The 14394-nt window shown below is 68.1% G+C and carries 14 protein-coding genes, 1 tRNA gene and 1 riboswitch; of the genes, 4 read left to right on the top strand and 11 right to left on the bottom strand.

Annotation, left to right across the window (positions count from 1 at the left end; genetic code table 11):
- The first annotated feature begins 136 nt into the window (after nt 1-136).
- Nucleotides 137-652 carry an inorganic diphosphatase gene (locus tag IE302_RS23810; protein WP_191256682.1) on the top strand — a complete coding sequence of 172 codons (516 nt, stop codon included), beginning with the start codon at nt 137-139 and terminating at the stop codon, nt 650-652.
- 66 nt (nt 653-718) lie between these two features.
- Here the strand turns inward: IE302_RS23810 and glyA are convergent, their stop codons facing one another.
- The 4 genes from glyA to IE302_RS23790 all read right to left on the bottom strand — a co-directional run bounded on the left by glyA (nt 719) and on the right by IE302_RS23790 (nt 4786).
- Nucleotides 719-1987 (bottom strand): serine hydroxymethyltransferase, encoded by a 1269-nt coding sequence (gene glyA / locus IE302_RS23805; RefSeq protein ID WP_191256681.1) that lies wholly within the window; start codon nt 1985-1987, stop codon nt 719-721.
- A gap of 21 nt (nt 1988-2008) precedes the next feature.
- Nucleotides 2009-2087: riboswitch (ZMP/ZTP riboswitch) on the bottom strand.
- Nucleotides 2088-2242: 155 nt separating this feature from the next.
- Nucleotides 2243-2767, bottom strand: a complete 525-nt coding sequence (locus IE302_RS23800; protein WP_191256680.1) for a gamma carbonic anhydrase family protein — start codon at nt 2765-2767, stop codon at nt 2243-2245.
- 89 nt (nt 2768-2856) lie between these two features.
- Entirely contained in the window at nt 2857-4083 is a 1227-nt protein-coding gene (locus tag IE302_RS23795) for a M14 family metallopeptidase (RefSeq protein WP_191256933.1), read from the bottom strand.
- A 115-nt stretch (nt 4084-4198) separates the two neighbouring features.
- The gene (locus IE302_RS23790) at nt 4199-4786 is read right to left on the bottom strand and encodes a TetR/AcrR family transcriptional regulator (RefSeq protein WP_191256679.1); all 588 of its coding nucleotides are present in this window, start codon (nt 4784-4786) and stop codon (nt 4199-4201) included.
- Nucleotides 4787-4909: 123 nt separating this feature from the next.
- Between IE302_RS23790 and IE302_RS23785 the strand changes: the two genes are divergently transcribed.
- Nucleotides 4910-5374, top strand: coding sequence for a GreA/GreB family elongation factor (locus IE302_RS23785; protein ID WP_191256678.1), 465 nt, complete (start codon nt 4910-4912; stop codon nt 5372-5374).
- 102 nt (nt 5375-5476) lie between these two features.
- On the opposite strand, the gene IE302_RS23780 is transcribed toward IE302_RS23785, so the two are convergent.
- The 6 genes from IE302_RS23780 to IE302_RS23755 all read right to left on the bottom strand — a co-directional run bounded on the left by IE302_RS23780 (nt 5477) and on the right by IE302_RS23755 (nt 11718).
- Nucleotides 5477-7009: a PstS family phosphate ABC transporter substrate-binding protein gene (locus tag IE302_RS23780; protein WP_191256677.1), complete on the bottom strand. Its 1533-nt coding sequence runs from the start codon at nt 7007-7009 to the stop codon at nt 5477-5479.
- Nucleotides 7010-7081: 72 nt separating this feature from the next.
- Nucleotides 7082-8569, bottom strand: a complete 1488-nt coding sequence (locus tag IE302_RS23775) for a flavin-containing monooxygenase (RefSeq protein ID WP_191256676.1) — start codon at nt 8567-8569, stop codon at nt 7082-7084.
- Nucleotides 8566-9051, bottom strand: coding sequence for an NAD(P)/FAD-dependent oxidoreductase (locus tag IE302_RS23770; protein WP_191256675.1), 486 nt, complete (start codon nt 9049-9051; stop codon nt 8566-8568). The genes IE302_RS23775 and IE302_RS23770 overlap by 4 nt, the downstream gene beginning before the upstream one ends.
- A complete protein-coding gene (locus IE302_RS23765) occupies nt 9048-9977 on the bottom strand; it encodes a ferritin-like domain-containing protein (RefSeq protein ID WP_191256674.1) in 930 nt (309 codons plus the stop codon). The genes IE302_RS23770 and IE302_RS23765 overlap by 4 nt, the downstream gene beginning before the upstream one ends.
- Nucleotides 9977-10792 carry an SDR family NAD(P)-dependent oxidoreductase gene (locus tag IE302_RS23760; RefSeq protein ID WP_191256673.1) on the bottom strand — a complete coding sequence of 272 codons (816 nt, stop codon included), beginning with the start codon at nt 10790-10792 and terminating at the stop codon, nt 9977-9979. The genes IE302_RS23765 and IE302_RS23760 overlap by 1 nt, the downstream gene beginning before the upstream one ends.
- Nucleotides 10792-11718, bottom strand: a complete 927-nt coding sequence (locus tag IE302_RS23755) for an alpha/beta hydrolase (RefSeq protein ID WP_191256672.1) — start codon at nt 11716-11718, stop codon at nt 10792-10794. Before IE302_RS23755 ends, IE302_RS23760 begins: the two co-directional genes overlap by 1 nt.
- Nucleotides 11719-11762: 44 nt before the next feature.
- Here IE302_RS23755 and IE302_RS23750 point away from each other — a divergent pair, with 44 nt between their 5' ends.
- Entirely contained in the window at nt 11763-12389 is a 627-nt protein-coding gene (locus IE302_RS23750) for a TetR/AcrR family transcriptional regulator (protein WP_191256671.1), read from the top strand.
- A 95-nt stretch (nt 12390-12484) separates the two neighbouring features.
- On the opposite strand, the gene IE302_RS23745 is transcribed toward IE302_RS23750, so the two are convergent.
- Nucleotides 12485-12558: transfer RNA gene (locus IE302_RS23745), tRNA-Thr, on the bottom strand.
- A gap of 141 nt (nt 12559-12699) precedes the next feature.
- On the opposite strand from IE302_RS23745, the gene IE302_RS23740 reads away from it, so the two are divergent.
- The gene (locus IE302_RS23740) at nt 12700-14382 is read left to right on the top strand and encodes a hypothetical protein (protein ID WP_191256670.1); all 1683 of its coding nucleotides are present in this window, start codon (nt 12700-12702) and stop codon (nt 14380-14382) included.
- Nucleotides 14383-14394 lie beyond the last annotated feature (12 nt).

Genomic DNA, 14394 nt, shown 5'->3' with positions numbered 1-14394 from the left:
GGGGCCAAGCTCACATACGACCACATCGATGCGACCGCCCTAGCCCCCGTGGTCCACACTAGTGAAGACAAGACGATGATTTCGGTGAGCCGTCCGCGAGGCGGGGCGTACCAAAGACGAGAGCAGCGAGGCCGGCGTGGAATTCGACGTCACTATCGAAATCCCCAAGGGGGAGCGCAACAAGTACGAGGTGGACCACAAGACCGGTCGGATCAAACTCGACCGGACCCTGTTCACGGCCACCCAGTACCCCGCCGACTACGGCTTCATCGACGACACCCTCGGCCAGGACGGCGACCCGCTGGACGTGCTGGTGCTCGTCCAGGAGCCGACCTTCCCGGGCTGCCTGATCCGCTGCCGCGCGATCGGCATGTTCCGGATGACCGACGAGAAGGGCCCGGACGACAAGGTCCTCGCGGTCCCGACGAACGACCCGCGCCTCGAGCACCTGCGCGACATCCACCACCTGAACGAGTTCCACAAGCTCGAGATCCAGCACTTCTTCGAGGTGTACAAGGACCTGGAGCCGGGCAAGAGCGTCGAGGGTTCGAGCTGGGTCGGGCGTTCCGACGCCGAGGCCGAGATCAAGCGTTCGCTCGACCGCGAGACCGACCGGCTGGCCAAGGAAGCCATCGACGGTCCGTCGCACTAGTTCTCCCAAGTACATGAAGGCCCCCTTCCTTGCGCCTGGCGCAAGGAAGGGGGCCTTCATGTACTTCTACGCCGAGTAGCCCGGGATCGGGAACGGCGCCAGGAACTCGCGGATCTCGGCGGCGATGGTGTCCAAAGCGGACTGTTCCTCGCCCGCCGCCGCGGTGATCGTGCGGTCGATCCACTCCGCCACCCGCACCTGGTGCTCCGGCTTGAGGCCGCGGGTGGTGATCGCGGAGGTGCCGAGCCGGATGCCGGACGGGTCGAACGGCTTGCGCGGGTCGAACGGCACGGTGTTGTAGTTCAGTTCGATGCCCGCGCGGTCCAGCGCCTGCGCGGCGGGTTTGCCCGGCACGTTCTTGTTCGTCAGGTCGATCAGCAGCAGATGGTTGTCCGTACCGCCGGACACCAGGTCGTAGCCGCGCTCGACCAGTGCTTCGGCCAAGGCGCGCGCGTTGGCGACGATCGTGTGCGCGTACTCGGCGAACTCCGGCTTCTGCGCCTCGCCCAGCGCGACGGCGATCGCGGCGGTCGTGTGGTTGTGCGGACCGCCCTGCAGACCGGGGAAGACCGCCTTGTCGACGGCCTTCGCGTGGTCGGCGTCGGACAGGATCATCGCGCCACGCGGACCGCGCAGGGTCTTGTGCGTGGTCGTGGTGATGACCTGCGCGTGCCCGACCGGCGACGGGTGCGCGCCACCGGCGACCAGGCCCGCGATGTGCGCGATGTCGGCGACCAGGACCGCGTCGACCTCACGGGCGATCTCCGCGAACGCCGGGAAGTCGATGGTGCGCGGGATCGCGGTGCCGCCCGCGAAGATCAGCTTCGGCCGGTGCTTCAGGGCGAGTTCGCGGACCTGGTCGAGGTCGACGCGGCCGGTCTCCTTGCGGACGCCGTAGCGGACCGGGGTGAACCATTTGCCGGTCGCGGACACGCTCCAGCCGTGCGTCAGATGCCCGCCGTCCGGCAGCGCCATGCCGAGGACGGTGTCGCCCGGCTGCGCGAAAGCGAGATATACCGCCAGGTTCGCCGGGGAACCGGAGTACGGCTGGACGTTGGCGTGGTCGGCACCGAAGACGTCCTTCGCCCGCTCGATGGCCAGGTTCTCGACCTGGTCGATGAGCTGCTGGCCCTCGTAGTACCGCTTGCCGGCGTAACCCTCGGAGTACTTGTTGGTGAGGACGGTGCCGGTCGCCTCCAGGACGGCCTGGGAGACGTAGTTCTCGGACGCGATCAAGCGGATCTTGTCGTGCTGCCGCTTCGCCTCGTCCTCGACGAGCCCCGCGATCTTCGGATCGGCGGCGGCGAGCGCGGAAAGTGCTGGCTGGTGTGTCATGGCGTACTCCCGCTCAGGAGAGGCCTTCACCCAGGCGCGCGGTGCCGGCCCGAATTCGCTTCCCGGTGGTGCTCCACCTCAAATGCGCCAGTCGCTGGTGCCCTCAGAGCCTAGTGCACCCCGGTGGGGCGGGAACCGGCGTGCGGACGGCACAACGGTTCGGGTCCGGGCGGTGTTGCGAAGGTGGCTTTCACAACCTTCAACGTTGTGAAAGCCACCTTCGCAACGTCCGAGGCCGGGAACACGAATCGCCACTCACGACTCGATCGGCTTGACGCTTTCCGCGTGCCGTCGCGCCAGTTCCTGGTAGATCGCCGCGTTGTGCTCGACCCAGCCGCGGGCGGTGCCGTCGAGCGGGACGTGCTTCTTCGCCGGGCTGCCCATGGCGACGGTCTCCGGCGGGATGACCATTCCGGGCGTCACCGTGGCGCCGGCCGCGACCAGGGCCTTCTCGCCGATCTGGGCCTTGTCGAGCACGGTCGAGCCGTTCCCGATGAGCGCCTGCTCGCCGATCGTGCAGTCGTGCACGAGGCACTGGTGCCCGACGGTGACGTTCTTGCCGACCTCGGTCACGCCGCCGTTGACGTGGATGACCGAGTTGTCCTGGATGTTGGCGCCCTCGCGGATGAGGATCTTCCCGAAGTCGGCGCGCAGCACGGCGCCGTACCAGACGGAAGCGCCCTTCTCGACGACGACGTCGCCGATCAGGGTGGCGGTGGGGGCGATCCACGCTTCGGGATCCACCTGGGGGCGGTGCCCCTCGAATTCGAACATCGGCATGCCCCGCACCCTATGCGTCCGAGCGCGTGAAGGCCCCCTTCCCTCGGCTGAGCCGAGGGAAGGGGGCCTTCACGCGCTTTCGAAGGGGGTCAGCCGATGGCGGTGTTCAGCAGGAGGTCCACGGCCTTGTCGTTACGCGTGGTCTCCCGGACGATCACCTCGTCGGGCGGGTAGAAACCGGGGTTGGAGCCCCGCGGGTACATCTCGAAGGTGAAGCTCAGGATCTTGTGGGTGCCCCACATCCAGTCGTCGATCGTCCCGTCCGTGATGTACAGGTCGCTCGACTGCTGCGGCGTGTAGCCGTTGGTCGCCGCCAGCTGTCGGCCCAGCGTCTGGAAACGCTGCGCTTCGGCCTGCGTCATGCCCGGAGCGGTGTCGTTGTACGTGAAGCCGAACGGCCACAGGACGAGCTCCGAATAGGTGTGGAAGTCGATGCTCGCCTTGATCTGCTGGACGCCGCCGATCTTGCGCGAGTTCACGAAGTTGGACACGGCCCTGGTCTCCGGGGCGGAGAACGCCGACGGGCCGCGGTAGGTCTCACTGCTCGTCGAGCCCGAGGAACCGCCGCAGCAGCCCCAGTTGTAGCCCCAGTTGCGGTTGGGGTCGGTGCCGTTGCCCTGGCGGTTCTTGCGCCAGTACTTGTAGCTGCCGCCGGAGATGTCGTACTCCGAGCCGTCGGGGTTGACGTTCGGGATCACGTAGATCTCGGTGCTGTCGACGAACCGCTTGATCGCCGGGTCGGAGGCGTAGCCCTGGGTGAACCGGTTCACGATCCGCAGGCACATCTCGGTGGTGAGGTGCTCGCGCGCGTGCTGGTTGCAGGTGAAGAGGACCTCGGGCTCGTTCTCGTCGGTCCCGACGTTGTCGCTGATCTTGAGCATGTTCAGCGCGCGGTTCTGGTAGGAGTTGCCGACGCTGCTCAGCTTCGCGATCGAGCCGTAGTTCGCCTGCGCGTTGCGCAGTTCGGTGGTGACCTCGGCGTAGTTGTGGTAGCCGGAGTCCGACGGCGGGAAGTCGTTGATCGCGTTCGTGCCGGGCTTCTCCGACCTGTCGACGACGCCGCGCTGCTCGACGCGGAAGCCGAGCGAGCGGATCTTCGCCGCGTCGCGCGCCTCGCCGATCACCGTGGTCGTGGAGCCGGACGTGCCGAAGATGTCGACGCCCAGCCGGGAGATCTGGGTGCGCTGCTGTGAGGTGCTGGTACCGAAGACCTCGTAGATCTGGACCTGCGCGTCCTCGGCCTGCTGGTCGGCGGTCGCCGGACTCGCGGCGACCGGGATGGTGAACGCCGCGACGGCCGCGATCGCCACGGCCATGCACCGTCTTATGCGCATCGTCGTCTCCTAGCTCTGAGGCAGGGAAGGGGAACCCCACCATGACCGGAGCCCGGAGACCGAACAATCCGTAACGGTACGGATCTAATGCGTATTTCTAGCCGTAGTTCGCGAGGCAGAGCGCTTCGATGTCGCCGCGCAGCGCGGCGAACGGCCGCCGCCGGACACGCTGCTGGACGATCGCGCCGAGCAGGTACGACAGCAGCGCGCGAGCCCGCGCGCGGGGGTCTTCCACGTCGAGCGGGGCGAGCAGTTCCGCGAGCAGTTCGGTGATCGACGTCAGCATGACGTCGATGGCCTGCGGGTGCTGCGCGCGGCCCGCGGCGATCCAGTACTCGAACCACAGGAAGGCCGCGTTCGGACGGCCGGAGAACTCGGCGAGGAAGGCATCCAGTGCCGCGAACAGCCGCTCGTCCGGGTGATCGTGTTTCTCCGAAATTTTGCGCAAATCCGCCGTGAACGTTGTGATGTGTGCCGCCATCGCGCGGTCGATCAGGACGTCGATGTCGGCGAAGTAGTAATGAATCGCACTCTTCGTGAGCGGTCCGGCGTCCGCGATCGCGCGCACGGTGCAACCCGCGAGCCCGTCCCTGGCGAGCACGACACGCGCTGCTTCGACGATCTGCTCCTGTTTCTGCAGCTGATTGGGGGAGAGCCGCGCGCTGCGGCCGGGAACGGCGGTCACGAAGTTCCTTACACCAAGTAGTCAGGACAGTAGCCCTGAAGCTTAGGGCAATCGTCCTGGCCGATCACAGCGGGTGAAAAATCGAGGTGGCTAGCGATCGATCCGTAGCGGACAATGCGCGGCATGGTGACCACAGGGGACAACGGGTTCAGCCCGGCCGCACGACGGCAGTTGGAGAAGGAACTCGCCGATCTGCGAGCGCAGCGCGACGCGATGGCGCCGCGGATCGGCGAGCAGGAACGAACCGGCGACGCCGCCGACCAGGCGGAGGTGCTGGACCGCGCGGAGTCGGCCGCCTACCTCGACCGGCGCATCGCCGACGTCGCGGCGAAACTGGAGCACGGCGGGCGCGACAGCAAGGGCCTGCTCCCCGACGGCACCACCGTCACCATCAGGTACGCCGACGGTGACGAGGAGGAGCTCCACATCGTCACGATCCCGGGCGAGGACGCCGACGCGTTCACGGTCACCTCGGACAGCCCGCTCGGCCTCGCCCTCGTGGGTGCCAAGGAGGGCGACGAGATCACGTACCGGACGCCGCGCGGCGAGACCAGCGCCACCGTCGTCACCCTGAAGCCGCCTGCCTGACCTTCACTTATCCCCGCTGGAATGTCATGAAAGGGTCGTTCAGGACGAAAAATGTCCTGAACGACCCTTTCATGACATCCGCTTAGGCGACCCCCACGTACCTCACGTACCCGGGCGGCAGAGGACCGGATTCACCAGTTCGGCGCACGGCCGGTGCCCATGGGACCGCACGACGTCCTTGCCGACCTGGTTGGTCAGGTACCGCAGGAAACTCGCGACGAGCGAGTCGGCCTTCGGCTCGCCGAACGTGTACGCGTACTCGGTCTCCCAGAACGGGTACGCCGCGTGGATCGCGCCCTCCAGGGTCGCCTGGTGGCCGTCGATCCGGACCGGCAGCACGTCCTCGCGTTTCGTGGCGGCGCCCAGTTCGCTGTAGCCCAGCGCCCCCGGTACGCGCGAGACGGCTTCGAGGACGTCGTTCGTGGACGGCTTCGCGCAGCGCACCACACCCGGCTGGGCACCCGGCGCCGGTTTGAGGCAGTCGTCGGAGTTGTCGCCGGGTTCCCGCTTGCCTGCCAGGATCTGGCCTTCGAACGTCCGCCGTGTCCCGGAATCGGAATGCCGGTCGACGAGCCGGACCGGCTGGTCCTTGCCGCCGATCTCCTTCCAGTTCGCGACCTTGCCGTCGTAGACGTCCCGGATCTGCGCGAGCGACAGATCCTGCACGCCGGCTTCCTTGTTGACCACGAGCGTGAACAGCGAGAACGCGACCGGCCGCGGCAACAGCTGCGGGAAGCCCTCGCCTTTGGCGCCGTCGGAGAACGCCAGCACGCCGTCGTTCGCGGCCTGGTTCAGGCTGCCGAGCCCCTCCGCGCTCCCCCGGCTGTCGAAGGTGAACGACGCGCCCGGGCACGTCTTCGCGTACGAAGCCGTCGCTTCCTTCAGCACCGGCGCGAACGCCGTCGATCCGGTGATCGTGAGCTTCCCGGCCGCGCAGTCCAGCGGCGGCGGCTTGTCGTCGAAGACCAGCGACCGGGTCAGCTGGAAGATGCTGATCACCACAAGGAAGCAGATCAGCGCGAGCACCGAGGTCGTCGGCCCGGTGCGGCTCTTGGTCTCGCGGAGGCTGCCGCCCTTGATCTCGCCGATGACCTGAGGATCGTCGAAATCGTCTGGCGTGCCGTTGGGGATCCTGTCGAGTACGGCGAGGATCTTGTAGTGCGCGCCGCGGTTCAGCGGCACCCGCGGCAGGTCGATCACCCCGGCGGGCCGCTCGGGATTCTCGTCCCGCGCGCCGAACCCGGAGTCGTCGCCGAAACATTCGTGCAGATGCGGCGAGCTGAGCTCGGTCACCACCATCCCGGCCACGGTGCGGCCGGGGAACTTCACGCGGATACCGACGCGGTCGTTCTCGTTGACCGCGTAATCGTCGGTGTCGATGTCGGTGGTACCGCTGTTTTCGATGCGCAGCAACACGAACGACGGGTCGACGAGCCGCTCGCCGTTCTCGTGCTGCAGTTGCGCCAGCGCGTCGGCCGTCGGCGCGAACCCGCGCCCGGACGCCGTCGGAGTGTCCATCTGCACGCGGTAGCCGAGCCGTTTGCGGCCGACGAGCACGAACTCCCACAGGAACGCGACGGCCGGGACGGTGATCCCGACCACCGCGAGCAGGACGTCCCAGGGAAAGCCTTCCAAGACCAGCCTCCAGGTTCGGGGAATCGAACCTAAGGCTCATCCCGGTCCGGGACGGCGGACTTCAGCCAGTGTTCATCGGGCGTCCGCGAAGGCGTAGTCGTCGAGGTCGAAGAACCGGCTCGTCACCATCGTTTCCAGTGTCGGCGACGCCCGGAACGGCACGTCCCCGTTCGCGTCGAAGTAGTAGCTGTTGGCCAGCGAACAGCTGTCCTGGAAGAACACCTGGTGCTTGCGCCGGTCCAGCATGCTCCGGAAGTACCGGTCGTTCGCCTCGTTCGTGACCTCCACCCGCGTCGCGCCGATCTTGCGCGCGTTGCGCAGGCAGCGGACGATGTGCGCGGTCTGCGTCTCGATCAGGTTGAAATACGAGGAACCGTTGTAGCCGTAGGGCCCGAGAATGGTGAACAGGTTCGGGAAACCGGGGACGCTGACGCCCTGATAGGCCTGGAACCGGTTCTCCTCCCAGAATTTCTCCAGATCGGCGCCGTCCGCCCCGCGGACGGTGAACGCGGGCATGTTGCCCTTTTCGAACACCTTGAACCCGGTCGCGAGCACTAGGACGTCGACCGGATGCTCGGTGCCGTCGGCGGTGCGCACACCGGACTCGGTGATCGTGTCGATGCCCGTGGTCTCCAGCGTGACGTTTTCACGATTGAACGTCTGCAGGTATTCGTTGGAGAAACTCGGCCGCTTACAGCCCAGCGCGTAACGCGGGGTGAGCTTTTCGCGGATTTCGGGATTCTTGACCGCGCGGCGCAGATGCGCGAGCCCGATCCGCTCGCCCGCGCCCGCGGTCGGCAGGAGGTCGTGGAAATGCGCGGCCAGCGGGAAGGTCAGTTCGACGAGCGCCTGACTGGCCAACCGGGACACCAGCTTCGCGCCCGGCAGCCGTCGCAGCGCGAGCCGCGCCGGCCGGGGCAGGGCGGCGTCCGGTTTGGGCAGGCACCAGATCGGCGTGCGCTGGAAAACCGTGAGATGGCCTGCTTCCGGTGCGACGGACGGGATCACCTGTACGGCCGAGGCCCCGGTCCCGACGACGGCGACGCGTTTACCGCGCAGGTCGACGTCGTGGTCCCAGCGCGCGGTGTGCATGACGGTGCCGCGGAAGCCGGCGAGCCCGTCGATGTCCGGCGGCTTCGGCTGGGTGAGCACGCCGGTGGCGCCGACGACGAACCGCGCCGTCATCGACCAGCCGTCGGCGGTTTCGAGGCGCCACAAGTGCGTTTCGTCGTCGAAGGTCGCCGAGACGACCTTGCTGCCGAGGCGCGTACGGCGGCGGACGTCGTATTTGTCGACGCAGTAGTCGGCGTAGGCCTTCAGTTCGCGGCCGGGCGCGTAGACCCGCGACCAGCCGGAGATCTGCTCGAACGAGAACTGGTAGCTGAACGAAGGGATGTCGACGGCGACGCCGGGATAGGTGTTCCAGTGCCAGGCCCCGCCGACGCCGTCCCCCTCCTCCAGCATGAGGAAATCGCCGAAACCGGCTTTGTCGAGCAGGATCGCGGCCCCGATGCCGGAAAAGCCCCCGCCGATGATCGCGATCTCGTGGTCCGGCGTCATGTGGGAAGTCCTTCCGTGGCGAAAAGCGAACTGGCACCGAGCACGACGACGTCGGCCTGATGCTCGATCCCCTCGGCGGTGCGGATTCCGTGGGGTGCGAAGGCGTAGACAGGCCAGGTGATGAGCTTGCAGCCCGGCCGCCGCAGCGCGCCGTAGTAGCCGAGCCCGGACGCCGTCCGCCGCGAGCCGAACCGGCGGTCCGGCGTCAGCAGCCTGCGGATCCAGGGGTCTTTCACCTGCCAGCGCAGGAAAACGCGGGCGACGGCGATGCCGAGGACGTTCGGCCCGGGTACCGGCATCGGCACCACCCAGTCGGGTTCCTCCTGGAACACCTTCACCGAGCGCGCGGTGGCGGCCACCTCCGGCACGATCTGTGCCGCCTCACGGCCGGGCGCGACGACGGCGACGCGCTGACCGGCGAAGTCGTGGCCGAACCATTCAGTGCCGCGAAGCACCTCGCCCTGGAAATCACCCAGCTTCATGACGCGACCGGTTCGTGGGTGATCTCCTCGGTCCACGACTGCGGCTTTCCCAGCAGCCGCGCGGGGATCAGGCGGGTCACCTTCACCATCGGGTCGGCGAGGAGCCGGTGGTAGACGTGCGACCGGTCGACGATCATCGCGGCCTGCGCCTTGAGCACGTGATACGCGGGGATGCGTTTGGTGAACTCGCCGCGGCCGCCGATGGTGGAGAACCGTTTCACCGCGTTGTACAGCTTCTTCTCCGGCAGGCCCATCGCGACGATGTTGTCCCGCATCTTGTTGATCAGCGGCACGAACACCACGATCAGGCCGAGCACGATCTGCGGTTTGAGCGAGCCGACGGATTCGGTGATCAGCTTGGTCGTGGAGCCGGCGCCGATCAGTTCGAGGACCTCGAAATCGGCCGTGATGTGCCGGGCCTCGTCGGAGTTGATGTGCCGGAACACCTGGTGGCACACCGGATCGGAGACCTCGTCCAGCAGGAACTTCACCAGCGCGCCGTCCAGCGCGCATTCGAGCAGCGGGATGAGCGTGGCCAGCGCCGTCAGCGGCAGCGTGTCGCCGTAGTCGTCGAGGACCTTGATGGCGAGCTTGACGTTGATGTTCGGCTCGGGCATCGAACCGTGCTCGTCGAGCATGCCCCAGCGTTTCATCAGCGCTAGTTCCGCGTTGGCGTGCTTCTGTTCCTCGGCGTGGAAGTACCGGTAGATCTCCTGGATCTCCGGTGTCGGCGCCTTCTTCGCGAGGGAAGCGAACCCGCGGGCGCCGACGTGCTCGATCCACACGAGATCGGCCATGAACGGCCGCATCTTGGCGCGGAGCTCGTCGGTCATGGTCTCGGCGCCGGGCGCGTCCCAGTCGATGTCGGCCAGCGACCACTGTTTGTCCTTGATGGTCTGGAGCATCGCGGCGAAGTCGTAGGCCATCACTTCTCCTTGTCGGCGGGCAGGAACCGGCCGAGCAGACCGGCGATCCGCGTGTACGGGACGGGCACGAACCGCTTGGCGTGCCACAGAAGCTGGGCGTCCGGCTGCGGCACCACGTAGAGGCGCCCGCGATCGTGGGCGTCGAGCGTCAGCTTCGCGACCTTCTCGGCGGAGAACCCGACCAGATCGGACACCTTCCGCGCGAGACCGCGTGCCTCGTCTTCGATGAGTTCGCCGTCGAAGATGTTGGTGCGGACGAAGGTCGGGCACAGCACGGTGACCGCGACGCCGGTGCCGGACAGCTCGGCGGCCAAGGTCTCGGAAAGGCTGACGACCCCGGCCTTGCTCACGTTGTAGGCGGCCATCCTCGGCGCGGCGGTGAAACCGGCGGCCGAGGCGACGTTGATGACGCCGCCCGCCCGCGCCGCCCGCAGGGCGGGGACGAAGGTGTGGCAGCCGTGGATCACGCCCCAGAGGTTCACGCCGAGGGTCCGGTGCCAATCGGACAGCGGGCTCTCCCCGACGGCTTTGCCGCCGGCGCCGATCCCGGCGTTGTTGACCACGAGGTCCGGCTCGCGGCCGAGCCAGGACCGCGCCTGGCCTGCGAGCTCGGCGACCTCGTCCACAGTGGACACGTCACAGGCGATGGCGACGGCGTTCTCGAGCGTCTTTGCGGTTTCTTCGGCGGCTTCGAGGTCGATGTCGGCGCAGACGACACGACCGCCGCGCCGGACGAGTTCGGTCGCGATCGCCCTCCCGATCCCGCTGCCCGCGCCGGTGACGACGGCGTGCGCTCCGTGAGTCCGTTTCGTCATCAGGCCGCCCTCACGATCGCCGGAAGGTTCCCGGTGAGGAAGCGGCAAGCCCGCTCCATCGCCGGTCCCGCTTCGGGGATGAAGCGGGTCAGTGCCTGGAAGACGTGCATCTGGCCGGGGACCACGTCCAGTTCGCAGTGCGCTCCCGTGCGGCGCAGGGCCCTGGCCAGCTCGATGGCGTCCGCGGCCAGCATTTCGAGACCGCCCGCCTGGATGATCGTCGGCGGGAAGCCCTCGATGTCGTCGAAGGCGAACCGCAGCCGCTCGGACGCGAGGTCGGCGTCCACCGTGTACAGACCGACCAGCCGCGCGGCCGCGGCGGCGGAGATCATCGGGTCCGGGCTCATGCGTTCCCTTTGGGCGGCCAGCGAAAACGTCACGTCGAACAGCGGCGAGAACAAGGCGAGCGCGGCGGGTGGTTCGCGGCGCTCGCGGATCAGCTGCGCGGCGAGGTCGACCGCGAGATGCCCGCCCGCCGAGTCGCCCGCGACGAGGATCCGCCGATATCCCTGGTCGAGGAGCCTTTCGTAGGCCGCGCGGACGTCGTCTGCGGCGTTCGGGAAGCGATGCCGGGGCGCGAGCCGGTACTCGCAGGCGAAGACCGGCAGGCCGGTGCCGCCGGAGACCCGCGTGGTCAGCCCGCGATGCGTGCGCGCCGAGCAGAGCGCGTACCCGCTGCCGTGGATGTAGAGGACCACGGCATTGCCTTCGGTCACTTCGGGACCGCGGACCCACTCGCCGCGGATGCCCGGCTCGACGCGGCTTCCCTTCAACGGCGGCGAAGCCAGCCACAGGCTGCTCGCGATGAAAGCGCGGGAAAACGCGATCCCGGCCCGGTTCGCCGGGATCGCGTTGGCGATCGGCCGCACGAACGCGGACGTCAGCGCGGCGGCCAAACCGGGTCGCAGGCCATTCTGCGGTCGCATGCCCTCAGAATGAATCTGAGGGCACCTGCTGTCAAGATGGACAGGTGACCGCGTCCCGCCGCTACAGCGGCAAGACCGCCGACGAACGCCGAGCCGAACGACGGCTCGCCCTGCTCGGCGCCGCCCTCGACATCTGGCAGGAGCAGGGCTGGGCGGCGGTCACCATGCGGGGCGTCTGCGCGCGGGCGAACCTGACCGACCGCTACTTCTACGAGAGCTTCGCCAACCGCGACGCGCTGCTGGCCACCGCCTGGGAACAGGTCCGCGACGAGACCCTGCGGATGGTCCTCGACGCCGTCGCCTCCCGGATCGAGCAACCGGCTCTGGACCAGCTCCGCGCCGCCGTCGACGTCGTCGTGCACCACGTCCAGGAAGAGCCGGCACGGGCGCAGATCCTGTTCGGCGACCACGCGGGCAGCGCCGTCCTGGAGCAGTTGCGGCGGCAGACCGTCCAGGAGACCACCGGCCTGCTGATCGAACTGGCGCGGCCGCATCTGAAGCCGGACGTGGACGGGCTGGAATTCCGGGTCAACGTCCTGCTGGGCATCGGCGGCTTCGTGGAGATCATGCTCGCGTGGCGCTCCGGCCTGCTCGACGCGGACGCGGACACGCTCGTCGATCACCTCACGGGAGTGGGCACCTCACTGTCGCGGATGTTCCTCAAGGCGTGACACCAACGGGTGAACTTTCGCGGTGTGTTCGTCGCCTGCCCGGAAACGAATCAGGGCCTCATCCGGAGTGTTCCGAATGAGGCCCTGACCTGCGGAGCCGCCTAGGGGAATCGAACCCCTGACCTATTCATTACGAGTGAATCGCTCTGGCCGACTGAGCTAAGGCGGCAGACGCCGGGCTCTCACCCGGCGACGAGGACCAGTGTAGCGGAGGGGTTGAACGTCACCTTCTCCGGCCACCGTCGTTAGGGTCCTATGACGCCGGTCTCAGTCCCCCAAGATCGGCCCATCCCCACTGGAGGACCTGTTCATGCGGCAACGACTGCCCCGTGTGCTGGCGCTTCCGGCCGCCGCGGCCCTGCTTCTCCTCACCGCGGCTCCGGCGACCGCCCAGACGATCCCGACCACGCCGATCCCCGATCCGGCGAATCCGGGACAGCCGCCGATGTCGGCGCCGATCGGACCGCAGCCGCTGGGCAAGGCCGTCGGTGACGCGGGGGCGGCCCTTGGTGTGCTGCGGCTGCTGCCGAACGCCGTGCCGACCAGCGCGATCCTGCCCGGAGCCGGCGAGTTGCTGCCGAAGCAGTCCGCGCTCGAAGCCGGGATGGGACTTTCCAGCGCGCAGGCCAACTCCGAGGCCTACCTGAACTACGAGAAGTCGATCGCGCAGTCGTCGCCGTTCGGCCTGTCCGCCGCGGGCAACGCGCCGCAGACGCCGGGCAGCCTCGTGCAGACGGCGTTGCCGGACAACCCGAAGCCGATCAGCGGCGGCCTCAACGCGCCGAAGAACCCGCTGTTCAATCTCGGCCTGCTGAACGGTGAGGCGCACGCGCGCTGGAGCCCGACGCTCGGGCCGTGCGTCGGCACGATCGCCGATTCGAGCACGTCGATCGCGAACCTCGCGCTGCTGCCGACCATCCCGAACATCCCGGGCGCCGACCAGCTGACCCAGGCGTCGGACCAGCTCAAGGCGGGTCTGTCGGCCCTCGGCCCGCTGGCGAACCTGGGCGGGCTGCTCTCCGGGAACAGCACCAGCGCCGACGGCAAGGGCGCGGTGCTGAGCCTGCCGAACACGCTGTCGTCGCGTTCGGTCGTGCGGCTGGTCGACATCCCCGGCTCCAAGAACAAGGCCGTCGAGTCGACGTCGACCCTGCAGGCGGCCAGCATCGAACTGCTGAAGGGCACGCCGCTCGGCCTGACGATCAAGGTCGCCAGCCAGCCGACGCTGCGGGTCACCTCGACCGGCGAGAAGAAGACGTCGAAGGTCGAGTACAGCGCACCGGTGCTGCAGATCGTCCGCGGCGACAAGGTGTTGTTCACCCTCGACGCGAACAACCCGACCAAGGACATCCCGATCGGCATCCCGCTGCCGTCGCTCAAGCAGGTGCCGGGCTTCGAGCAGCTGAAGAACGTGCCGGTCATCGGCGGGCTCGCCGAGATGCTGGACGGCGCCACCAAGCAGCTCCCGGGCGGTGAGGCCGGGAACGGGCTCACGCTCGACCTGGGCGTGCTGAAGCTGTCGATCGCCGGGCTGAACCAGAAGTCGAGCGACATGACGTCGCCGTTCAAGGGCTTCCAGATGGGCGCCTCGGCACGGCTGCTGGACCTGCAGATCCTGCCGACGGCGGCGCTGCAGAAGGCGCTGCCGCCGGACGTCGCGAAGAAGCTGCCGTCGTCGCTGGCCCAGGTCTCGCTCGGTGAGCAGATCGCCCGGGCGTACGCGCCGGCCGGTGGTGTCGAGTGCGGCACGACGACTCCGCCGCCCGCGGGCAACAACGGTGGCGCGGCGCCGAAGGGGCCGGTCAAGAACCTGGCTTACACCAACGCCGCTTACGACACGGTGCCGATGTTCTGGTCGGGGACCGCGATGCTGCTGATCGGTGTGGTCCTCGTGGCGGCCATGCCGGGACGGCGCCGTCTCTCGGTCGTTCCCGTTCCTCTTGACGAGAAGAAGCCCTTCAAGCCTTCGCCGCGGCCGCGTTCGGAGGACTGAGACGGGGCGAGG

It is taken from the genome of Amycolatopsis oliviviridis (assembly GCF_014654365.1).
GTDB classification, from domain to species: domain Bacteria; phylum Actinomycetota; class Actinomycetes; order Mycobacteriales; family Pseudonocardiaceae; genus Amycolatopsis; species Amycolatopsis oliviviridis.
This window is presented reverse-complemented; position numbering and strand designations above follow the sequence as displayed.